Here is a 20,793-nt window from a genome sequence, read left to right on the forward strand (position 1 = left end):
ACTCACCTCAGTTTCGGATTGAGCGCATCGCGCAGCCAGTCACCCAGAAGGTTGACGGTGACGACGAGCAGGCAGAGCTGGAAGACCGGAAACAGCACGATCCACCAGGAGCCGGAGAACAGGAACTGGTTGCCGATGCGGATCAATGTCCCGAGCGACGGCTGGCTGGGCGGCATGCCGATGCCGAGGAAGGACAGGGTTGCTTCCGTGAGGATCGCCATGCCGAAATTGAGCGTCGCGGCGACCATGATCGGCGTCAGCGTATTGGGCAGGATATGCGCCGCCATGATGCGGCGGGCGGGCACGCCGATCAGCTTTGCCGCCTGAACATAGTCCTTGCCGGTTTCCACAATCGCCTGGGCGCGCACCGTGCGCGCATATTGCACCCAGGCGGAAAGCGCGATGGCGAGAATGAGCACCGCAGATGCACCAACCTCCCGCAGGCTGTCGGGCAGCATCTGCCGCACGACGGTCGAAACCAGGATCGCGACGAGAATGGTCGGGATGGACAGCGTGATATCGCCGATACGCATCAGGAGACCATCGGCAAAACCACCAAAATAACCGGCAACCAGACCTGCGGTCATGCCGATGACCAGCGAGAGCACCACGGAGGCGACACCGATGACGATGGAGATACGTGTGCCGTAGAGAATGGCGGACAGCATGTCCCGCCCCTGCGTATCCGTTCCCAAAAGAAACGGCCATTCGCCGCCCTCCTGCCAGATCGGCGGCAGCTCGGCCTTCCACATGTCGAGCGATGCACCGTCATAAGGGTTCTGAGGGGCAATCCACGGCGCGAAGATGGCGGCAAGGATCAGGATTGTGAGGACGAGCGCACTGATCTTGGCCGATTTGCTGCGGCTGAACGACCAGTAAAGATCGCTGTCACGCATGCGGCTGAAAAGCGACCGGCGGGCGGGTTTTTCCGTTTGTGAGAGGTCTGTCATGAAACCGGCTCCCTTCGGTTAGCGCGCGGTGCGCAGACGCGGATCGATAACCGCATAGGCGATATCGACGAACGTGTTGAGGACAACGAAGATGAAGGAGATGATGCAGAGATAGGCCGCCATGACGGGAATATCGAGGAAGGTGACCGCCTGAATGAACAGCATGCCCATACCCGGCCATTGAAACACCGTTTCCGTAATGAGCGCGAAGGCAATGAGCGAGCCGACATTCATCGTCGTCAGGGTCACCACCGGCATCAGACAGTTGCGCAGCGCATGACGGAAATAGATCCGCCAGCGCGGTATTCCGCGGGCCCGCGCAAATTTCACGAAATCGGATCGCAGAACTTCAAGCATTTCCGCCCGCACCAGACGCATGACAAGCGTGATCTGGTAGAGCGAAAGGGCAATGGCCGGAAGGATGAGGGCAGCGCGTCCGGATGACGTCAAAAGCCCAGTCGACCACCAGCCGAGCTGGACGACATCGCCGCGACCAAAGGCCGGCGCCCAGCCGAGGGAAACGGAAAACACCAGAATGAGAAGGATGCCGACAACGAAGCTTGGCAGCGAAACCCCGACAATCGACAGGAATTGCAGACCTTCCGTATACCATTTCCCGCGCCGTATCGCCGTCAGAACGCCCAGAGGCAGGCCGACGACCAGGGATATGATGGTGGCCACCAGCACCAGCTCAAGCGTTGCCGGAAACCTTTCCGCGATCAGCGGCAACACCTGCTGGCCGTTGCGATAGGAAACACCGAAATTGCCCTGTGCAGCGTCTTTGACAAATCGCAGATATTGCGTCGGCAGGCTGTCATTGAGGCCCAGCCGCTCACGCAGCGCGGCACGATCCTCCTGCGAGGTCTGCTCCCCGACCATCAGCTCGACGGGATCACCCGCCAGCCGAAAGATGAGAAAGGCGATAAGCGCGACGGAAAGCATGACCAGCACGGCATTTCCCAGACGCTTGATGATGAAAACCAGCATTGTTACCTCTCGGACGCGAGCCTGAGCCACGCGGGCACGCAGGTTCGATCATTCTCTTCCAGAGACGGGCCATGGGTTACGCGGCATGCAAGAACCGCGAAACCGTTGCAACTTTGTCGACAATTTCTGACGCAGACCATCGTACTGCCAGAGGGGATGCCTGCTGAAAACAACCGAGGCGCTCGGTCGAATGACCGGCGCCTCACCTGCAATCCGTCTTATTTATCGACCTGGGTCAACCAGTGACGTGGCTTGTTGTCCGCGCGGAAGTCGACGCTCTTGACCTTGGCCAGCATCGCCCAGGCAATGGGCTGCTGGTGCAACGGTACGAGCATGGTCTCGTCCTTGGCGATCTTCAGCGCAGCCTCTTCGAGCGCCAGGCGCTTCGTATTGTCCTGCTCCTGCGCCGCCTGCGCGACAAGCTTGTCAATTTCCGGGTTGGACCAGCCGCCATAATTGGAGACGCCCATCGCACCCTTGCGGGTCGAGAGTATCTGCGACAGCATCGAGAAAGCGTCCAGCGTCGGCTCGTTCGCCCAGCTGAGGTTGAACACGTCCGCCTTGCCGCCATTGCGCTTGGGAGACTGCACCGATCGCGGCGCGATGTCGATGGTCGGCTGGAAACCGCCGCGCTTCAACATGTTGGCAACGCCCGAGCAGATATCCTCTTCGTTGACGCTCTCATCATTCATGCAGGTATAGGTGAAGGCGAGGTTCTTCATGCCGGCATCGGCGAGCAGCTTCTGCGCCTCGGCCGGATCGGCGGGCTCAAAGGTATCGAGCGATTTGGCATAACCTGCGATTTCCGGCGCAATCAGCGAGCCGGACGGTCTTGCGAGACCACGCATGACTTTTTTGTTGATCAGGTCACGATCAATGGACGCTTCAAACGCCTGACGGACACGCAGATCGTTGAAGGGGTTCGGCTTGCCGTCTTCCAGCTTTTCCCGGCGGTTGAAGCCGATGAAAAGCGTGCGAAGCTCGGTGCGCTTCTTGACCGAGATATTGGGCGAAGATTCAAGGCGCGGCAAATCCTGGATCGGGGCAGAATCGATGAGGTCGATTTCACCTGACAGGAGTGCCGCAACGCGTGTTGCCGCGGATGCGATCGGCACGAATTCGATGCGGTCGAGATTGTGCTTTTTCTGATCCCACCAGCCTTCATTTGCAACGAGGACTGTCTTGCTGTCGGGAACGCGGCTTTCGAGCTTGAACGGGCCGGTGCCGTTGGTGTGCATGGTGGTGTAGCCATCAACCTTCGACGCGAAGTCGGTAGGCTTCTCGCTATTGTTATCTTTCAACCACTTGGCGTTAAAGATGAAGATATTGGTGATGTCGTTGAGGAAAAGCGACGTCGGAGCACTGACCTCCAGATCGACCGTGTAATCATCCACCTTTTTGACGCCAGCAAAAACAGGAATATTGCCGCGCAGTGGCGACGTCGCATCCGAAGCTCGGGTAAAGGACGCCACGACATCATCGGCAGTGAAATCTGAACCATCATGGAATTTCACACCCTTGCGCAGTGTGAAGCGCCACGCTTTTCCGTCGATAAGTTTCCACTCGGTGGCAAGTGCAGACTCAATCTGGAAGTCCGGCCCGTAACGGACGAGGCCCTCATAAATATGGTTCAGAAAGGCGAGGTTGGATGTGGACGGCACCGAATATGGGTCTAGCGAATAGAGATCGGCGCGACCGCCCCAGCGGAGCGTCTCCGCATGGGCGGGAACGGCAATGGCGGCGGCAGCCATGGCCGCTAGGACAAAACTTCTGATACGGGACATTTGATCCCCCCTTTTTATAAATCGTTGGAAGACCGGCAGGCGGTCCGGTCGGGCAAAGGGAGTATTGTTTCGTCCAAGCTTATTGTCAATAATATTGTTGACAATTATCGTACTCAAAATCGTAAGTTTTTGGATACGAGTTCAAGACAGGGAGGACGGAATATGGCAGGCTTTCTGCTGCTGCACGGAACGATCGTCACGGTCAACAGGGAACGGCGCATTATTGAAGACGGTGCGCTGGCGGTCGAAGGCGACAGGATTGTCGACATCGGCACCGTGGATGAACTGGAACCCCGCCATGGGGACAAGGAGGTGGTCGACTGCAGGGGAAAGCTGATCATCCCCGGCCTGATCGATGCCCATGGCCATGCTGGCCACGCGCTTCTTCGCAGCATCGCGGCGGATACCAATGCGATGTGGATGAAAATCATCACCCCGACCTATTATCACTACGTAACCCGCGACTACTGGTATGCCGACGGGTTGATTTCCGGCATTGAACGATTGCGCGCCGGGGTGACGACCGGGGCCAGCATCATCACGTCAATGCCGCGCGCAGATGACCCCGTCTTCGCCATCAACCACGCCCGCGCCTATAGCGAACTCGGTCTTCGCGAAATCATCTGCATCGGGCCATCAGGTCTGCCCTGGCCACATCCGGTCACGCGATGGGAGAGCGGTCTGCCCGAACGTCGCGACGTGAGTTTTGACGAGATGATGGACGGCAGTGAAGCGGTGATCGAGGCATTGCATGGAAGCGCCGATGGCCGCATCAGCGTTTTCCTGACGCCTTTCACCATCGTGCCTTCGGTCGAACCGTCCAACGCATCCTCGCCTGATCAGGCTGTGAAACTGACCGAGGGAGACAGGATGCAGGCCCGCCGGATACGCGAAATGGCGCGCAAGAGAGGCGTCAGGCTTCATTCCGACGCCTTTGCCGGGCAAATCCGTATGGCGTTTCAGGACAAGGAAAATGCCCTGCTCGGCCCTGACATTCATCTTCAGCATTGCTGGGGCATCTCTCATGACGAGATCGACATACTGGCCGAGACCGGCACCCGCGTGACGCACGCGCCGCCGGGTCGCGCAACCCCGATCATGGAGATGATGTCGAAAGGCATTCGTGTCGCCATCACCACCGATGGTGCCGCCCCAAGCCGCCATTTCGACATGCTGCAGACAGCACGTCTGGCACAATTCACGCAACATCTTCTGCACAATCACGACCGCTACCTGCTGCCACCAGGCAAGATATTCGAGATGATCACCATCGACGCCGCCCACGCCATTGGCATGGAAGACGAGATCGGCTCGCTCGAAATCGGCAAGAAGGCTGACGTCGTCATCATAGATATGCGCAAGCCGCATCTGATGCCCATGTGGATGCCGGTGCACCGTCTGGTACATCAGGTTCTCGGCAGCGATGTCGATACCGTCTTTGTGGATGGTAAATTGCTGATGGAAAATGGGCGGGTGCTGACATCAGATGTTGATGCCGCCATTACCTTCGGCCAACAGGAAGCTATGGCGCTGGCCGAACGGGCCGGCCTGAAAGCACATATGCACGATCCCGGCTGGGGCCGCCTGCTGCGCACATTTGACGAACCGGTGTGCCCTCCCCGTCCGCCGGCGGATGCGAGCTCCCGCGCAACCAACCACGGCTCCGATCAGGATCACTAAACCTACAGGCGGAGGCAGGCACCCTTCCCAAATCCTTGCCAGCATCGCGACAAAAACTCCCCGGCCTGGAGTGGTCCGGGGAGCAAACCTGACATCATGTCAGGAACTTTGACTGGAGCTAGTGACTCACCCGTTCGAGAACGGGGTGGATCTGAGTTGTCTAACCCGGTTTATGCTTTTTATGCAGACGATTAGAACGAACGCTCGAGACGAACGAAACCGGTCCAAGCTTCAGGCTTCTTTTCGACGTCGAGGTAGTTCGCAGTCAGTCTCGTGGAGAAGCCGTCGGTAATTTTGTAATCAACCGTCAGACCAGCCTTCCAGGCATCGTTGTTCGAGAAATCATTCCAGGAAGCGAGCCCATAGCCACCGTAATACTGAATGCCGGGGGTGATTTTCAGCTTGTCGGTTGCCTTGACGGCATAAGACGCAGCGACGGCCCATTCGGAAACGTTGTAATAGGCGTTTGCGCCGGAAGCCCAGACACCGGCCAGAGCGACTGTGCCCGGACCAACACCAGCTTCTGCAATCAGGCGAACGGCGCCATTTTCGCGATCGGTGTCATAACCACCGATAAGAGCGAAGGAGACGCTGTCGAACTTGGCGCCGACACCAGCCGCAACGCCAACGTTGTTGGATGAACCAACTTTGTTTGCGTTGTTGTTCTTGTTGTAGGAACCGACAGCGACGCCTTCCAGTTCGTCAACCGACACGCCAGCCCAGAACGAACCTGCATCGTAGGTGTAACGAATGGAGTTGAACTTGGAGTTGGACGACAGTTCGTCGGTTTCACCACCAATACCATCATCCCACCAGCTGGTGAACTTACCAACCTTGAGGCCGGCGAGTTCGATGAACGCCTGGTCAACGAATACCGGCGAACCCTTGTCGTTCGTGTTTTTGTCGTTCAAGGCAGCAGAGCCGCTGTCAGCATTGCCCTGGAAGCCGATGAAGCCGCGCAGAGCGCCAAGTTCGGTGTCGGTGCGGGTGTCAATTTCGAACTGCGCACGGGTGAAGGAATCCCAGTCGGACTTGCCAGCCTTGTCACGGCCGAAGTCGGTCTGGAAACGGACATAACCCTGGAAATTGAGGCAGGTTTCGGTGCCGGGCATATAGAAGAAGCCCTTACCGAAGGCGTCGCAGACGCGAACATATTCCATGGGCTCAGGCTCGGCGGCGACGATGGCGTCAGCAGCTTTTGCGCCGGATACTGCTGCGAGAGCGGCAGCGGAGCCGATCAGAAGGCTCTTGATGTTCATTTGTAATCTCCAGTCAAAAATTTTTCAACAAATGCGCAAATTTGAGGGCTGGTCTTTCCCTGCCGCCCGCTTCCCTGCGCTGATTGAGCAAATGACAGAAACTACTGTGGAGTCGCAATTCAAATCGAACAAATCGAAATACAATTAAAGTACACATTCGGATTAAGTAGTAAAATTACAACAATTTACTAGTTTAAAATGTAGTAATTTCATCATTTATTTCAAAATAATTCTATTTATTACTAGTAAATAATTTTCTATATTGACTATATTATTATGTTACGAAACATGGCGAGACCCTCGCGCAACCCTGCAAAAGTGCGAGAACGCACTCATATGCGGGATGAGACGGCGAAGCGGGAAAGGAAGATGCGCGTCAATAGGACAGCGAGCCACGGCGGACGTGGCGGCCGGCCAGCCTCTCGGGCAAATCCACTGAAGGAGAGGCTTATGTCCTGTCGCTGGAAAGGCTGGCTAGGAATGTCGTCGTGTTGCCCAGCATCGCCTCGATCGCATCCGCAGGAAGAGGACGGCTGAAATAATAGCCCTGACCGTAAGGACAGCCGGCCGCGCGCAGGAACGTCGCCTGCTCGGCGGTTTCCACGCCTTCGGCAATGACATCGATGCCCAGCGATCCGGCAAGCTGGATCATGATCGTGACGATGGCGCTGTCCTTGGTTTTTTCCGGCAGGTGGGTCAGGAATGACCGGTCTATCTTCATGCAGGACAGCGGGAATGTCTTGAGCATGCCGAGGCAGGAATAGCCGATGCCGAAATCATCCAGCGCCAGGCTGACGCCCATCTGTTTTATGGCGTGCATGATCCGCACCGATGTCTCGACATCCTGAATGATCAGCGTCTCGGTGATCTCGATTTCCAGCAGGGAGGGCGCAAGACCCGTTTCCTTCAACACCGACCTGATCTGCTGCACCAGCCCGCCCTGAAACTGCCGTGGTGAGATATTGACCGCCATCTTGACCGGCGAAAGGCCGGCGGCAACCCATGCCTGCGCCTGGCGGCAGGCCTTTCTGAGGATATTTGCCCCGAGTTCCACGATCAGGCCGGTTTCTTCCGCAAGCCCGATGAATTCTACGGGGCCGAGCAGACCTTCGGTGGGGTGCTGCCAGCGCACCAGCGCCTCAACACCGCTGATCCGGCCATTTGCAAGATCGACCTGCGGCTGGAAATGCAGGACGAATTCGTCCCTTTCCACGGCTTTGCGCATTTCCTCGATCCGGGTGAATTTCTTCCTCAGATCGTCCGCCATGTTCGGTGTGAAAGTGGCGATGCTGTCGCGTCCATTATGTTTGACCTCATACATGGCAAGATCGGCCGCCGCGACGATTTCCGCCGTGGTTTCCCCATGTTGCGGGAAAAAGGCCATGCCGATGCTGCAGGTGACCTTGATGTCGTAATTGCCGATGCGCAACGGCTGCGAGACCGCGGCACGGATGCGCTGCAGGCGGTTCTCGACATCGTCCTTGTGCTCTTCGAGGATAATGACAAACTCGTCCCCACCGACCCTCAGAACGAGATCGTTTTGCTTGAGGCTCGCAGCAATGCGCCCAGCTGTTTTCGACAGCAGCGCATCGCCGATGCTGTGACCGAGCGTATCATTGATCTGCTTGAAATTGTCGAGATCGAGAAAACCGATACCGACCCTTCTGTTCGCCTTTGCCGCCGCCGCCAATATCTCCGGCAGCCGGGTATCGAGGAAACGACGGTTGGGTAGCCGAGTCAGCATGTCATGATCCGCCAGAAAGGCGATGTGTTCCGCCGCCCTTTTGCGGTCTATCGCCAGACCTGCCATGCGCGCCGCCGCGCCGATAAATTCCACCAGTGCTTCATCCGGCTTGCGGCCGGCAAGCTTGCACCAGACGAAACCATGCGCCTTGCCTTCACTGGCGGGAATATCGAAACTGAAGGCCGTATCTTCCCCCGAATGGGCGAGGCTTTCGGCATCGCTGACATTGGAGATGAGCGCGGTCAGTCCCGCCTGCTGCGCAAGCGCGGGGGAAACATAAACCGATGGCTCCCCCACTGCGGCTTCAAACACCCGCACGGCGCAGGCAAGGCCGGTGGCCAGATTTTCGATGGCCTTGACGAATTCCTCGAGGAAATCCTCGATACGCGCCGCTGCCACGATCATTTCCAGAATATGCGCCTGCGCCTGAAGCAATCGCTCCGAGGCCTTTTTCTGGGTGATATCGCGCGAAGCACCCACGACGCCGATAATCTTGCCGGATTTATCCTTCAGCGGCACACGCGACATCATCAGCCAGCGGTCGATATCGCCGCGCATGGCGCGTTCTTCATAACCGAGATCCGGCTCGCCGGTGCGCATCACCCGCGCTTCGGTATCGGGAATGCCGGCGTGGCGCGCCGCTTCACCGTGAATATCGTAATCGGTGAGCCCGATCAGTTCCTCGACACTTTCAAAGCCGTTTTCAGTGACGATGGCGCGGTTGGCAAAAAGAAAGCGCCCTTCCAGATCCTTGGCATAGATAAAATCCGGCACATGATCGATCATCGCTTCCAGAAGCGTGTGACGGCCGGAGGGATTGGCATTTTCGCCCATTGCTGGAGAGGCAGATGGCGTTATGTCGCGCTTTTTTCGCGACATCCGGTTCTCTTCAGGTGTCTTCGGGCCTTTGGAACGCACCTCTCCGCCTCATCACTTTATAAGGAAGCAGAATAGTAGGATTATACATATTATATAATGATGAACGTCGAGCCGGATTGCGCTGTAAACACCGCTTCAGGCACCTGCGTGGATTACCGCCCGCCAAAATCAAAACGGCGCGGACAAAGCCGCGCCGAAAGATTGCAGGTATTGACGGGGAATGTATCAGCCCACCGGTGTCGGCAGTTCCCTGCCGGCGAAATGCGCATCGAGATTGGCCAGAACCAGATCAGCCATGGCACGCCGGGTCTGGTGGGTGCCGCTGCCGACATGCGGAGCGAGCGTGACGTTTTCGAAGGCGAAAAGCGCTTCCGGCACACGTGGCTCATCCTCGAAGACATCAAGCGCCGCGCCACCGATCGTGCCGCTCGAAAGCGCCTCGACCAGCGCCTTCTCATCCACCAGCGAACCGCGCGCCACGTTGACGAGCACACCTTGGGGACCGAGAGCCTTCAGCACATCCGCATTGACGATATGGCGTGTTTCAGCGGTGGCAGCGGCGGCGATGATCAGCACGTCGCAATTGGCGGCAAGCGCCTCGATGCTGTCGTGATAATCATAGGCCACATCGCGGCGGTTCCTTGCGGTGTAGGAAATGCGCGCATCAAAACCTTCGAGCCGCTTTGCGATCGCCTGTCCGATACGGCCGAGGCCGAAAATACCGTAGCGGCGGCCGGCCACCCGGGTGGAAAGACCCATGTCGCCCTTTAGCCATTGCCCGGTGCGCACGTGCTGGTCGGCCTGTGGCAGCTTGCGCGCCTGCGCCAGAACAAGGCCGAGCGCGAGATCAGCGACATCAGCGGTCAGCACGTCAGGCGTGTTGGAAACGCGAAAACCGCGTCGCTTGGCCTCTCCCAGATCGACCTTGTCGAAACCGACACCGTTGATGGCGACGATTTCGAGGTTGGGGAGTGCGGCGCCGACATCCGCCGGCAGGCCGATATGACCACCCGTGACGACACCGCGGATTGCAGCACCCTTTTCGGAAAGGAATGCCGCCTTGTCTGTGGCCTCAAACAGGCGATGCACGGTAAAGCGCTGCGCGAGTTCTTCCTCCAGTGCCGGGATCAGCGGGCACAGTTGTACGATTTCAGCAGTCATGGGTCTTCCTTTGCGCCGGTGAACTACTTCACATCGGCCTTGACGAATTGCCGGAGTTCCGGCGTTTGCGGATTGGCGAAGAGTTCAGACGAGCGGCCCTGCTCCCAGATCTTGCCCTTGTGCATGAAGATGGTTTCGGTCGCCACACGACGCGCAAAGGCCATTTCGTGGGTCACGAGGATCATGGTCATGCCTCCCTTGGCGAGGTTTTCCATGACGGTCAGCACTTCCTCGGTCAGTTCAGGATCGAGCGCCGAGGTCACCTCGTCGAACAGCATCACCTTCGGCCGCATGGCGAGCGAACGGGCAATCGCCACACGCTGCTGCTGGCCGCCGGACAGCTGGTCAGGATAGGAATCGAATTTCTCAGACAGGCCGACGAGTTGCAGAACTTCGCGGGCGATATCCTTGGTTTCCGATTTCGCCACGTCCTTGACGATGCGTGGCGCGAGCATGATGTTCTCACCGACCGTCAGATGCGGGAAGAGATTGTAGCTCTGAAAGACGATGCCGACATCGGTGCGCAGCTTGCGCAGCGCCTTGGCATCTTCGCCAATGGCATGACCTGCAATCTCGATGCGGCCCGAATTGATCTTCTCCAACCCGTTCATGCAGCGCAGAAGCGTGCTCTTGCCCGAGCCCGAGCGGCCGATGAGGGCAAAGACTTCACCGCGACCAACCGTCAGCGACACGCCTTTGAGGACTTCCAGAGCGCCAAAGCTCTTGTGAACGTTTTCAACGATTACTTCCGGCATGAAGCCTCCTTTCCAGCCAACGCGACAGCTGGGACAACGGGTAGCAGACGATGAAATAAAGCACGGCCACCGCGACGAAGACGCGGAATGGCTGGAACGTGGCATTGTTGATGAGCTGCCCCGCTCTCGCCAGTTCGACGAAACCGATGATCGATGCGATGGACGTATTCTTGACGACCTGAACGGCGAAACCGACGGTCGGCGGCAGGGAAATGCGGATCGCCTGCGGCAGGATGACGTAACGATATTGCTGGGCGCGGGTGAGCGCCAGCGATTCCGACGCTTCCCATTGCTGCTTCGGCACCGCCTGGATGCAGCCGCGCCAGATTTCGGCGAGATAACCCGACGTATAGATCGTCATCGACGCGCCGGCAGCGATCAGCGGCGGCAATTCCAGTCCGGCAAGGCTGAGCCCATAATAGGACAGGAACAGGATCATCAGCACCGGAATGCCCTGAATGACCTGGATATAGGTGCCGGCAGCGATGCGCAGCAGCTTGTTATCCGAGGTGCGGGCCAGTGCGATGAAAAAGCCGACGATGCCGCCGCCGATAAGCGCAATGATCGTCAGAAGCACGGTCCATTGCAGGGCGGTCAGCAGGAAGCCGAACTCGTTCCAGCCGAAAGTTCGAAGAGTCATGACTGCACCTCCGGCAAAGCGGTCATCGTCTTGCGGGCGACACGGCGGCCAAACAGCCACATGCCGATAAGGGCAAGGATAAGCCGCAGGCTGAGCGCCAGCCCCAGATAGATGAGCGTGACGACGATATAGACCTCGAAGGAGCGATAGGTCTGCGATTCCACGAAGGCTGCGGCAGCCGCAAGCTCATGGGTGGAAATGGCGGAGCATATGCTCGATGCCAGCATCATCAGCACGAACTGGCTGCACAGCGACGGATAGACCTTGGCGATAGCCGGCACCATGATGACATGGCGATAGATCTGGTATTTCGTGAAGCCCAGCGCCTCGCCAGCCTCGATCTGCGACTTGTGCACCGCCTCGATGCCGGCGCGGATGATTTCCGTCGAATAGGCCGCGAGATTGATCGTCATGCCGATCAACGCCGCCGTATCCGCCCCGACGCGAAAACCGAGACCCGGCAGGCCGAAATAGACGATGAACAGCTGCACCAGAAACGGCGTGTTGCGGATAACCTCGACATAGGCGTCCACGATGATGCGGACGATGCCGCCATTGATGGACCGCAGCGAGGCCAGAAGAATGCCGAAAGCGCAGCCGAGCACGATGGAGAGGACCGACAGCTTGATCGTCAGCCATATGCCGTTCAGAATCTCATTCTGATATTGGGCGAGCGCGCCAAATTGAAAAGTATAGGACATGCGTCACTCCGTTGACATTTCCCGGCCCGCCGGGATTCCCCCGGCGGACACGTTGAAAGGCTCAATCAGAAGCTTGGCAATTGCGGCAGCGGACGACCGGTCCACTTCATCGAGATACGATCGAGATCGCCCGACATCTTCATGAGGTAGATGGACGTGTTCAGCCACTGGCGCAGCTCGAAATCCTCGATCTTCGTCGCCATGGAATTGCCCTGCTGGAAGAAGGTGAAACCAACCTGCAGACCGGCTTCCGGGCGCTGCTTGATGATCGCTTCGCCAACCGTGGACGGCAGGGCGACAGCATCGACCTGGCCAGCAAGTAGTGCCTGGGCGCTGGTGGAATCATCTTCGTAGACGACGATTTCGAGACCCTCGACATTGGCCTTGCGCAGCGCGGTTTCCTGCGAGGAACCACGATTGACCGAAACGCGCTTGCCCTTGAGGCTGTCGAGATTTTCGAACTTCTGGTCCTTGCCGGAAATGATATCCATGTTGAAGGCGCTGTAAGGCTGCGTGAACATCACGGTCTTGGCGCGTTCGCCGGTCGGCGCAAGCGTTGCGACAAGGAAGTCGACCTTGCCGGTCTGAAGTGCGGGGATGCGCGCCGGCGGCGTCAGCGGCACCAGCTCCACAGGCAGCGACAGGTAAGAACCGATGAGGTTGGCGACATCCACGTCATAACCAGAGGGATTGCCCTTCTCGTCCACCATGCCCATCGGCGGAGCGCCGGTCAGAACGCCGATCTTGACCTTGCCGCGCGCTGTGATCTCGCTCAGCGACACCGCATGGGCGGATGCGCTGGCGGCAAGCGTTGCTGCGGCAACACCGACGGCTACGGTCATGTTCTTCAAAAATCTGGATATGCTCATGGTTTCTCCTCCAACCTTTTAAGTGGCTGTCCAAAGCGGAACAGCGATCTTGCACAAAGCGAAAAATGTTCTCGATAACATTTTACGGCGATTGACAAAAAACTCCTCCCAAGAAACCGCGAAAGCTCAAAACCATGTGAATTTTCCTTAAAATTCAACAATTTCGGCTAGTTATCGATTTTCCTCTTGTCGACACCGTTTCACGTTCTTGGCAGGATCAATAATGCATGTTATCGGTATCATTGCAAGTCCGATCTACAGAACTGTTGCATCGGCCATTCATTCGGGAGGAAACCATGTACACACGTTCGGCAATTTTCGAAGGCAGGATCCACCCCGGCCGGGAGGAGGAGTTTTTCCGCATCGTCGAGGAAAAATTGCTGCCGGTCTGGAAACGCATGCCGAATGCGCAGGCCGTCCGCGTTATGCGCACCGAGCGCACAGACCCGGATGCAGCCTCGATCATCATGGTGCAGGAAATCGACTATCCTTCGATGGAAGCCGTGGAGGAAGCGCTGGTCTCGCCGGTCCGGCTGGAAGGACGGGTGCTGACGGACGAGATGATGAGCATGTGCGACGGACGGTTTTACCATCTGGTCTATAGCCGCGTCGCATAAATCCGGTGCACGCCGCATTGATATCAAATCATACGGCGTGCTTTCCCTTGATATCTTCGTGTATGTCTTGTCCTGAAACGGTTCGAATTTAGGGAGACATGCTTTGGTGGAGCGCACGCCCTTGGCCGCAGCGTTAGTCACGTCAAAAAAAGCAACCATGAGCGACGTCTCAAAACTCGCGGGCGTCTCCAAGATGACCGTTTCGCGGGTGCTGGCCGATCCTGCCCTGGTGTCGGAAGAGACACGCCAGAAGGTGATGAAGGCCATCGAAAAGCTTGGTTATGTGCCTGATCGGATCGCCGGTTCGCTCTCTTCCCGGCGCACCAATTTCATTACCGCCATTCTGCCGACTCTCACCAACTCCAACTTCGCCGACAGCGCGCAGGGGCTCGCCAAGGCGCTGCGCGCCGCCGATTATCAATTGCTGATCGGTTATACGATGTACGACCTGCAGGAAGAGGAGCGCGTCATCCGCACCATGATGGAGCGCCGCCCCGATGCCATCGTCGTCGCCGGCACGGTGCATACCAAGATGGCGAGCGAAGTTCTGATGCGCGCCGGCATTCCGATCGTGGAAATCTGGGATGTTCCTGAACACCCGATCGACCATGCGGTTGGCTTTTCCAATTACGAGGTGGGAAGAAACGCCGCCAAATACCTGATATCGCTTGGTTTAAAGCGTATAGGTGCACTCGGCTCCCGGGCTGACGGCGCTGTGAACGACTGGCGCGGCGAAAGCCGCCTTGTCGGGTTTGCCGCCGCGCTGCGCGAAGCCGGCATTTCCGACGATCTCATCATCCGCGAGGGCAGCGCGCCGGTCTCCTATGATCACGGGGCAAAGACGCTCGGCTCCCTGCTGGCGAAGGCGCCCGACGTCGAAGGCATTTTCGCCGTCTCCGATATTTCGGCCGTCGGTGCGCTGATGGAATGTCATCGCCGCGGCATTCCCGTGCCCGACCAGATTTCCCTCCTCGGTTTCGGCGATTTCGATATCAGCCGGCAATGTTACCCGGCGATTTCAACGATCCGCGTCGATGCCCAGATGATTGGCCGCAAGGCTGGCGAATTGCTGCTTTCGATATTGGAGCCGGAGAAGGGTGCCGCTGTTCCCGAAGGGGCGCGGGTGGATGTCGGGTTCGAGCTGATCGTGCGGGAAACGACGAAGCGGTTGGCTCAGTGAGACTTTAGCCTATTGGAGCGAGCGGGAACCGCTTGTTTCTTCTCCCGAGGGGGGAGAAGTCCGCGGCAGCGGGATGAGGGGGCAAGCTCTCCGAATTCCGGCAACCTAGCCCCCTCATCCGACCCTTCGGGCCACCTTCTCCCCGGCGGGGAGAAGAAAAATGCCGCATCGCCGCGGCATATCTCAATGCCGACTGAGTGACCCTTTGCGCCCCTACCTCGCCCCCCAGGTATCCGTCAGCCGATACCCCTCCGGCCACGGATCCGACGGATCGAGCATGTGCTGGTGAATGCCGGTGATCCAGCCACGGCCGGAGATTTCCGGCAGGATGGCCGGGCGGTCGCCGACTGTTGTCGTTCCGAGAATACGGCCGGTGAAGGTCGAGCCAATCAGCGACACCGCCGTCAGCGTTTCGCCTTCCTTCATTTCGCCGCGTGCATGCAGCACCGCCATGCGGGCCGAAAGTGCGGTGCCGGTGGGCGAACGGTCTACCTTGCCCGGCTGGATGGCGACGGCCGCCCCTGCCCTGAGGCCTTCCGCCGTGCGCTCCACCTTACCCGCAAACAGGCAGAAGGAAAAATGCCGCCAGTCGGGGTTTTCGGGATGGTCGAAACCCAAAGCCTTGTTGGCGGCATTGGTGATGCGCACGCCGAGGCGGGCGATCTCATGCGCCTCCTCCGGCTTCAGGCTAAACCCCATCGCTTCGGCATCAACGATAACGAAGCTGTCGCCGCCATAGGCGGTATCGACCTTGAGTTTACCTAGGCCTTCGACCTCGAGTTCGGCATCGAGCTTGGCGGCAAAGCTCGGCAGGTTCTGCACGAAAATGCGCTCGGCCTTGCCGTTGCGGCATTCGGCACGCACCTTCACCAGCCCGCCCGGTGCTTCCAGCAGCATATGGGTTTCCGGCTCCTGCATCGGCACGATGCCGCCATCCAAGAGCACGGTGGAAACGCAGATGGAGTTGGAACCGGACATCGGCGGCGTATCTTCCGGCTCCATGATAATGAAGGCGGCATCCGCATCCGGATGTCTCGGCGGCACCAGCAGGTTGACGTGGCGGAAGACGCCGCCGCGCGGCTCGTTGAGCACGAAATTGCGCAGCGTCTCATCGCGGGCGATGAAACGGCTCTGTTCCCAGATCGTCTCCCCCGGCGGCGGGCTGACGCCACCGACGATCACGTCCCCGACTTCGCCTTCCGCATGGGCGGAAATGACATGAACGGTCTTGATACTGCGCATTCAGTTCTCCTCAGGAAAGCCAGACAGGAAGGCGGGAAACGGCACGGCCGGTCAGCGCGCTTTCGACGCAATCGGCAAGACTGCCGAAGCGCACCGCGCGGCCGCTGAGACCGGGACCGTAGTGGGCGTATTTGCCGGAATTGGTCATCAGCGCGCGGGTCTTGGTCGGGAAGACAGGCTCGGAAATGGAGCACCAGCAGAGATCCGGCAGCACCTGCACGCCGCTGTCTTTCAGGCTTTGCAGCGTGCCATCCTGCCCGGCCGCATCGATGACCTGCTGGCCGGCGGTAACTATGACGGCAACATCCGCGTGCCGCTTGCGGCCATTGAAAACAGCCGCGAGTGCCCGACATTCCTCCAGCGAGGCATGCGGACTGCCGATGGCGACGAGCTGCACCTCTTCAGGCCCCTCGTTCAGAAGCGACCAGCCTGCGGCCATATCGGCAAGCGAAATGGTCACGGTCCCGGACGTTTCGAGCGGCGCAAGTCCCGCTTCCGGCGTCACGCCCTCGATATGCAACATGGGCGAAGCGGAAGTGGTACCGAAGGCGGCGCAAAGCGCTTTCAGATCATCCCGGGAAGGTTTTGCGGCCCCGAGACCACGCAGCAGCGGAATACAATCCGGTGCGGCCTTGCCGGCGAGATACCCGACGAGCGGCCAGAAGGCGTCATCAATGCCGGCTGGCAGAGCCACAACGACGATGCGCTGCGGCCGGCGGTATTCTTCCAGATAAACGCCAGAAAGCGGCGCCCTGCCCGTCATCGCAATGCAGAGGTCGAGAAAGTCCGGGTGCTTTGCGGTACGTGCGCCGAGCACCGTATTGGCGAAGATCACCGCATTCGATTCGGCCCAGCCGATCGATTCGCCTGCACTTGGAGCACTATCCAGCAGGTAAGGCGAACAGGTGAAGGTGGGTTTGCATCCCATGCGCACATAGGCATCCGCCAGTCTTGCGGCTGGATCGCCAAAATCCTCCGGCACGCCCTGTGCGCGCCAGTTGGCCTTGTCCACGGAAATGGCGTTCATGGTCGTCGGCACCCGTACCTTGCCGCCCATATCGGCCATTTTTTCCGCAAAGGTAAGGTTGGCGGGGCTGGCATAGATGCAGCCGTCAATATGGCCCTGGGTGACATCGACAAGCGCGGAAGCCCCCTGCTGGGCGGCCATGGCGACGATGATGCGCATGGCCTGACGCACCGCGATGCCATCACGCCCCTCAAGCATCGCCCTATCGTCGTCCGTGAGGTCGAGATGTGCCGTCGCCGGCGGGGCGATGGCAAGCGAGACGCCGTCGGCCTTGATGGTATTTTGATCGATTCTGACATGGGCAGCCCGGGAAAAGCGGGCGAAAGTTTCGGTATCGAGGCGGATGACCGGCAAGGCCTTGTCGAACATTTCCGCCGCGACAAGCGCGCCGAGCGTCAGGACGTCTTCGGCCTCGCAAAAAACCAGCGCCGAAGGCGCACGGCCGGTGAGGATGAGATCGAGCAGAACGCCCGAGCCGGTGCAGGAACCGCGACTGGTCGGCATGAACAGCACGCCACCGGTGAGACAGATGCCGTGCAGCGGATGATGCACGTCGATCACCTTGCCGGTGGCGGGATCGACCCCGCCCCAGAAGCTCAGCGCCTCGGTCGTGGCGATGACCTTGCCTTGCGCGGCGCCGGCCAGAATGCTGCGCGCCTGAGGAGCAGCTGTTGTCGAAACGGAAGAAGACATTGAAAAATCCCCGTCAGAAACGTTGCGGCGAAAATGCCCTTGTATCGATAGCGGGTTTTTGCCCCGTCAGAAGATCGGCTACGATGCGGGCCGTACCCGCCGATTGCGTCAGCCCCAGATGCCCGTGGCCGAAAGCATAGACCACCCTTGCCGTATGCCGCGCTTGCCCGATGGCCGGCAGGCTGTCCGGCAGCGACGGGCGGAAACCCATCCACTGCTTGCCGCCTTCGGTTTTGAGGCCCGGCAGGAAGGCTTTCGCCTTGGCCAGAAGCGCCTCGGACCGGGCGAAATTGGCCGGAAGTTCCAATCCACCGAGTTCTACGGCACCGCCGACGCGGATGCCGGAGGAAAGACGGGTAACGACGAACCCGTGGCCGCCGAAGGTGACCTGGGTGCGCAGATCAAAAGCGCCTGCTGGCAGGGTAGTATTATAACCCCGTTCCGTTTCCAGCGGAATTTTTTCGCCAAGCGAACGGGCGATGCGGTGCGAGAAGGCACCCGCCGCCAGTACCACCTTACCGGCCTTGCGGGTGCGGCCATCATGGCTCACCACCTCGACGCCGTCTTCCAGCGGTCTGAGCGAAGCCACATCCAGGCATTCGATACGGCCGCCAATGGTGCGGAAATGGTCGGCCAGTGCCAGCGTATAGAACTTGGGGTCGGCGATCGAGAACCAGCCGGGCGTGAACGTGCCGCAGGTAAATCGCGGTGCGATGCCGGGTTGAATTTCGGCCATCTGCTCGGCGTTCAGATGCCGGAACTCGATGCCGTGGCGTTCGCGCGCTTTCCAGCCGGCAAGCGAGCTCTCGAATTCCGTCTCGCTTTCATAGACCTGAAGGTTGCCCTCCTTGCGCAGCATGGCAATGGTGTCGGTCTTTCTGAGGAACGGCTCCAGCTCGGCCCTGGAAAGATCCATCATCGCTGTCTGCGCGGCTGTGGAATGCTCGACCTTCGATGCGGCGCAGGCCCGCCAGAAACGGAACATCCAAGGCGCGATCTTCAGCGCATAGGCCGGCGGCACGCTAAGCGGCCCGAGCGGATCAAGCAGCCATTTCGGCGCCTTCCAGAGAATGCCCGGCGAAGCGAGCGGCAGGATATCGGTAAAGGCGAAGGCTCCGGCATTGCCGGCCGAAGCGCCCGCCGCCGGTCCCTCGCGATCGATGACCGTGACCGAAAGACCACGGCCCTGCGCGGCGATTGCCGCCGAGAGGCCGACAACGCCGGCCCCTATGACAATGACATCATTCGCAGGCATTACCGCACGCTCGCCAGGAACTTCTGTGTCTCGGCGTGCTGCGGCGCGCCAAATAGCTGGTCCGGCGTGCCGATTTCCGCCATCACGCCCTGATGGAAGAAGGCGACGCGGTTCGAGACATCGCGGGCAAAGGCCATTTCATGGGTGACGCAGATCATCGTCATGCCTTCGTCTGCCAGCATCTTCAGCGTATCGAGCACTTCGCCGACCAGCATCGGATCAAGCGCCGAGGTCACTTCGTCGAACAGCATATATTCCGGCGACATGGCAAGCGCGCGGGCAATCGCCATACGCTGTTGCTGGCCGCCCGACATGCGGTTCGGGTAGACCTTCAGCTTTTCGGCAAGACCGACATGGGTCAGTTGCTTGACCGCGATTTCCTCGGCCTTTTCTTTCGAGATGCCAAGAACCTTGCGCGGCGCCAGCATGACGTTTTCCAGCACCGTCAGATGCGGAAACGCATTCCATTGCTGGAAGACGATACCGACCTTGCGGCGCAGCTTGTTGAGGTCGGTCGATTTGGCGTGCACTTCCGTGCCGTCGATGGCGATCTTGCCGCTGTCGATTGGCTCCAGACCGTTGATGCAGGTCAGCAGCGTCGACTTGCCGGAACCGGAGCCGCCGATGATGGTGACGACCTCACCCTTATTGACGGTAAGGTTGATCCCTTTCAGAACCTCCAGCGGGCCGAAGGATTTGCGGACGTTTTCGATCTCAATCATTGGGGGACCACCGTCTTTCGAGATACCCGCCGAAACGGGCGATGGGGAAGCTGATAAGGAAATAGATGGCGCCGCAGATCATCAGGATGGTCAGCGGTTCCTGCAGGCGGGTCACGAGGATCTGCGAGGCGCGCAGAAGCTCGATGAGGCCGAGCCACAGCACCAGTGCCGAATCCTTCATGACACCGAGCGTCAGCCCGATCCATGACGGCAGCGACACGCGGGTAGCGAGCGGCAACACGATGTAGCGCATATCCTGCGACCAGGTCATGCCCAGCGACCGGCAGGCCCGGCGGGTATTGGACGGCACGGCACCGATGCCGCCGCGCACGATCTCGGTGCAATAGGCTGCCGTATAAAGCGACAGCACCACGCAGGAGGTGGTGAAGGGCGGCCAGCCGAGCTTGGCGATCGACTGGAAGGCATTGCCGAGCACCAGCTGGATAAGCAGCGGCACGGAGCGGAAAATATCCAGAACGAAGGTCAGCGGCAGCGACCAGTAAGGGCCGAACTGGAAGCGGATGACACCGAAGATGATCCCCATGATGGTGCCTGCCGTGACGGCGACGGCGGTGACGGCAAGCGTCATGCCGGCACCCTTGGCCAGGAAGGCGAGATCACTCCAGGTGAGAGCGGTTTCAAACATGG

Annotated in this window: 18 protein-coding genes; 3 read left to right on the plus strand and 15 right to left on the minus strand. The window is 59.2% G+C overall.

What is annotated here, in order from left to right; translation table 11 throughout:
* Window positions 1–2: 2 nt before the first annotated feature.
* From NYR50_RS15095 to NYR50_RS15105, 3 genes are all read right to left on the minus strand, one after another.
* Window positions 3–950, minus strand: coding sequence for an ABC transporter permease (locus NYR50_RS15095; protein WP_418137446.1), 948 nt, complete (start codon window positions 948–950; stop codon window positions 3–5).
* A gap of 18 nt (window positions 951–968) precedes the next feature.
* Window positions 969–1,937, minus strand: a complete 969-nt coding sequence (locus tag NYR50_RS15100) for an ABC transporter permease (protein WP_092733432.1) — start codon at window positions 1,935–1,937, stop codon at window positions 969–971.
* A 218-nt stretch (window positions 1,938–2,155) separates the two neighbouring features.
* Window positions 2,156–3,721 (minus strand): ABC transporter substrate-binding protein, encoded by a 1,566-nt coding sequence (locus tag NYR50_RS15105; RefSeq protein WP_418137447.1) that lies wholly within the window; start codon window positions 3,719–3,721, stop codon window positions 2,156–2,158.
* 162 nt (window positions 3,722–3,883) lie between these two features.
* Between NYR50_RS15105 and NYR50_RS15110 the strand changes: the two genes are divergently transcribed.
* On the plus strand, window positions 3,884–5,401 hold the full coding sequence (locus NYR50_RS15110; protein WP_418137448.1) for an amidohydrolase family protein: 1,518 nt from the start codon (window positions 3,884–3,886) through the stop codon (window positions 5,399–5,401).
* A 191-nt stretch (window positions 5,402–5,592) separates the two neighbouring features.
* Here the strand turns inward: NYR50_RS15110 and NYR50_RS15115 are convergent, their stop codons facing one another.
* The 7 genes from NYR50_RS15115 to NYR50_RS15145 form a co-directional block, all read right to left on the minus strand.
* On the minus strand, window positions 5,593–6,660 hold the full coding sequence (locus NYR50_RS15115; RefSeq protein WP_418137449.1) for a porin: 1,068 nt from the start codon (window positions 6,658–6,660) through the stop codon (window positions 5,593–5,595).
* Between the two features lie 448 nt (window positions 6,661–7,108).
* Window positions 7,109–9,283, minus strand: a complete 2,175-nt coding sequence (locus tag NYR50_RS15120; RefSeq protein WP_418137450.1) for a putative bifunctional diguanylate cyclase/phosphodiesterase — start codon at window positions 9,281–9,283, stop codon at window positions 7,109–7,111.
* 225 nt (window positions 9,284–9,508) lie between these two features.
* Window positions 9,509–10,444, minus strand: coding sequence for a 2-hydroxyacid dehydrogenase (locus tag NYR50_RS15125; protein WP_418137451.1), 936 nt, complete (start codon window positions 10,442–10,444; stop codon window positions 9,509–9,511).
* A gap of 23 nt (window positions 10,445–10,467) precedes the next feature.
* The gene (locus NYR50_RS15130) at window positions 10,468–11,199 is read right to left on the minus strand and encodes an amino acid ABC transporter ATP-binding protein (RefSeq protein ID WP_111806823.1); all 732 of its coding nucleotides are present in this window, start codon (window positions 11,197–11,199) and stop codon (window positions 10,468–10,470) included.
* Window positions 11,180–11,839 carry an amino acid ABC transporter permease gene (locus NYR50_RS15135; protein WP_003499527.1) on the minus strand — a complete coding sequence of 220 codons (660 nt, stop codon included), beginning with the start codon at window positions 11,837–11,839 and terminating at the stop codon, window positions 11,180–11,182. The genes NYR50_RS15130 and NYR50_RS15135 overlap by 20 nt, the downstream gene beginning before the upstream one ends.
* Window positions 11,836–12,540 (minus strand): amino acid ABC transporter permease, encoded by a 705-nt coding sequence (locus tag NYR50_RS15140; protein ID WP_418137452.1) that lies wholly within the window; start codon window positions 12,538–12,540, stop codon window positions 11,836–11,838. Before NYR50_RS15140 ends, NYR50_RS15135 begins: the two co-directional genes overlap by 4 nt.
* Window positions 12,541–12,605: 65 nt before the next feature.
* Window positions 12,606–13,409 (minus strand): transporter substrate-binding domain-containing protein, encoded by an 804-nt coding sequence (locus NYR50_RS15145; protein WP_418137453.1) that lies wholly within the window; start codon window positions 13,407–13,409, stop codon window positions 12,606–12,608.
* A 296-nt stretch (window positions 13,410–13,705) separates the two neighbouring features.
* On the opposite strand from NYR50_RS15145, the gene NYR50_RS15150 reads away from it, so the two are divergent.
* Together NYR50_RS15150 and NYR50_RS15155 are read left to right on the plus strand one after the other, a co-directional pair.
* Window positions 13,706–14,026 (plus strand): hypothetical protein, encoded by a 321-nt coding sequence (locus tag NYR50_RS15150; RefSeq protein WP_003505663.1) that lies wholly within the window; start codon window positions 13,706–13,708, stop codon window positions 14,024–14,026.
* Window positions 14,027–14,183: 157 nt separating this feature from the next.
* Window positions 14,184–15,206: a LacI family DNA-binding transcriptional regulator gene (locus tag NYR50_RS15155; RefSeq protein ID WP_418137454.1), complete on the plus strand. Its 1,023-nt coding sequence runs from the start codon at window positions 14,184–14,186 to the stop codon at window positions 15,204–15,206.
* 213 nt (window positions 15,207–15,419) lie between these two features.
* Here NYR50_RS15155 and NYR50_RS15160 read toward each other — a convergent pair whose 3' ends face one another.
* From NYR50_RS15160 to NYR50_RS15180, 5 genes are read right to left on the minus strand one after another with little or no spacing between them, the layout of a single operon-like run.
* Window positions 15,420–16,448 (minus strand): trans-3-hydroxy-L-proline dehydratase, encoded by a 1,029-nt coding sequence (locus NYR50_RS15160; RefSeq protein WP_418137455.1) that lies wholly within the window; start codon window positions 16,446–16,448, stop codon window positions 15,420–15,422.
* Between the two features lie 10 nt (window positions 16,449–16,458).
* The gene (locus tag NYR50_RS15165) at window positions 16,459–18,168 is read right to left on the minus strand and encodes an aconitase X (protein WP_418137456.1); all 1,710 of its coding nucleotides are present in this window, start codon (window positions 18,166–18,168) and stop codon (window positions 16,459–16,461) included.
* 13 nt (window positions 18,169–18,181) lie between these two features.
* The gene (locus NYR50_RS15170) at window positions 18,182–19,423 is read right to left on the minus strand and encodes an NAD(P)/FAD-dependent oxidoreductase (protein WP_418137457.1); all 1,242 of its coding nucleotides are present in this window, start codon (window positions 19,421–19,423) and stop codon (window positions 18,182–18,184) included.
* Window positions 19,423–20,145 carry an amino acid ABC transporter ATP-binding protein gene (locus NYR50_RS15175; protein WP_121691946.1) on the minus strand — a complete coding sequence of 241 codons (723 nt, stop codon included), beginning with the start codon at window positions 20,143–20,145 and terminating at the stop codon, window positions 19,423–19,425. The genes NYR50_RS15170 and NYR50_RS15175 overlap by 1 nt, the downstream gene beginning before the upstream one ends.
* Window positions 20,138–20,791 carry an amino acid ABC transporter permease gene (locus NYR50_RS15180; RefSeq protein ID WP_121691945.1) on the minus strand — a complete coding sequence of 218 codons (654 nt, stop codon included), beginning with the start codon at window positions 20,789–20,791 and terminating at the stop codon, window positions 20,138–20,140. Before NYR50_RS15180 ends, NYR50_RS15175 begins: the two co-directional genes overlap by 8 nt.
* Between the last annotated feature and the right edge of the window lie 2 nt (window positions 20,792–20,793).

It is taken from the genome of Agrobacterium sp. El2ro-1b (assembly GCF_048298475.1).
Classification (GTDB): Bacteria; Pseudomonadota; Alphaproteobacteria; order Rhizobiales; family Rhizobiaceae; genus Agrobacterium; species Agrobacterium fabrum.

Bases quoted from the DNA above. Each gene is read 5' to 3' on its own strand.
- NYR50_RS15095 (WP_418137446.1), bottom strand. From the start codon at position 950: ATGACAGACCTCTCACAAACGGAAAAACCCGCCCGCCGGTCGCTTTTC.
- NYR50_RS15100 (WP_092733432.1), bottom strand. From the start codon at position 1,937: ATGCTGGTTTTCATCATCAAGCGTCTGGGAAATGCCGTGCTGGTCATG.
- NYR50_RS15105 (WP_418137447.1), bottom strand. From the start codon at position 3,721: ATGTCCCGTATCAGAAGTTTTGTCCTAGCGGCCATGGCTGCCGCCGCC.
- NYR50_RS15110 (WP_418137448.1), top strand. From the start codon at position 3,884: ATGGCAGGCTTTCTGCTGCTGCACGGAACGATCGTCACGGTCAACAGG.
- NYR50_RS15115 (WP_418137449.1), bottom strand. From the start codon at position 6,660: ATGAACATCAAGAGCCTTCTGATCGGCTCCGCTGCCGCTCTCGCAGCA.
- NYR50_RS15120 (WP_418137450.1), bottom strand. From the start codon at position 9,283: ATGTCGCGAAAAAAGCGCGACATAACGCCATCTGCCTCTCCAGCAATG.
- NYR50_RS15125 (WP_418137451.1), bottom strand. From the start codon at position 10,444: ATGACTGCTGAAATCGTACAACTGTGCCCGCTGATCCCGGCACTGGAG.
- NYR50_RS15130 (WP_111806823.1), bottom strand. From the start codon at position 11,199: ATGCCGGAAGTAATCGTTGAAAACGTTCACAAGAGCTTTGGCGCTCTG.
- NYR50_RS15135 (WP_003499527.1), bottom strand. From the start codon at position 11,839: ATGACTCTTCGAACTTTCGGCTGGAACGAGTTCGGCTTCCTGCTGACC.
- NYR50_RS15140 (WP_418137452.1), bottom strand. From the start codon at position 12,540: ATGTCCTATACTTTTCAATTTGGCGCGCTCGCCCAATATCAGAATGAG.
- NYR50_RS15145 (WP_418137453.1), bottom strand. From the start codon at position 13,409: ATGAGCATATCCAGATTTTTGAAGAACATGACCGTAGCCGTCGGTGTT.
- NYR50_RS15150 (WP_003505663.1), top strand. From the start codon at position 13,706: ATGTACACACGTTCGGCAATTTTCGAAGGCAGGATCCACCCCGGCCGG.
- NYR50_RS15155 (WP_418137454.1), top strand. From the start codon at position 14,184: ATGAGCGACGTCTCAAAACTCGCGGGCGTCTCCAAGATGACCGTTTCG.
- NYR50_RS15160 (WP_418137455.1), bottom strand. From the start codon at position 16,448: ATGCGCAGTATCAAGACCGTTCATGTCATTTCCGCCCATGCGGAAGGC.
- NYR50_RS15165 (WP_418137456.1), bottom strand. From the start codon at position 18,168: ATGTCTTCTTCCGTTTCGACAACAGCTGCTCCTCAGGCGCGCAGCATT.
- NYR50_RS15170 (WP_418137457.1), bottom strand. From the start codon at position 19,423: ATGCCTGCGAATGATGTCATTGTCATAGGGGCCGGCGTTGTCGGCCTC.
- NYR50_RS15175 (WP_121691946.1), bottom strand. From the start codon at position 20,145: ATGATTGAGATCGAAAACGTCCGCAAATCCTTCGGCCCGCTGGAGGTT.
- NYR50_RS15180 (WP_121691945.1), bottom strand. From the start codon at position 20,791: ATGTTTGAAACCGCTCTCACCTGGAGTGATCTCGCCTTCCTGGCCAAG.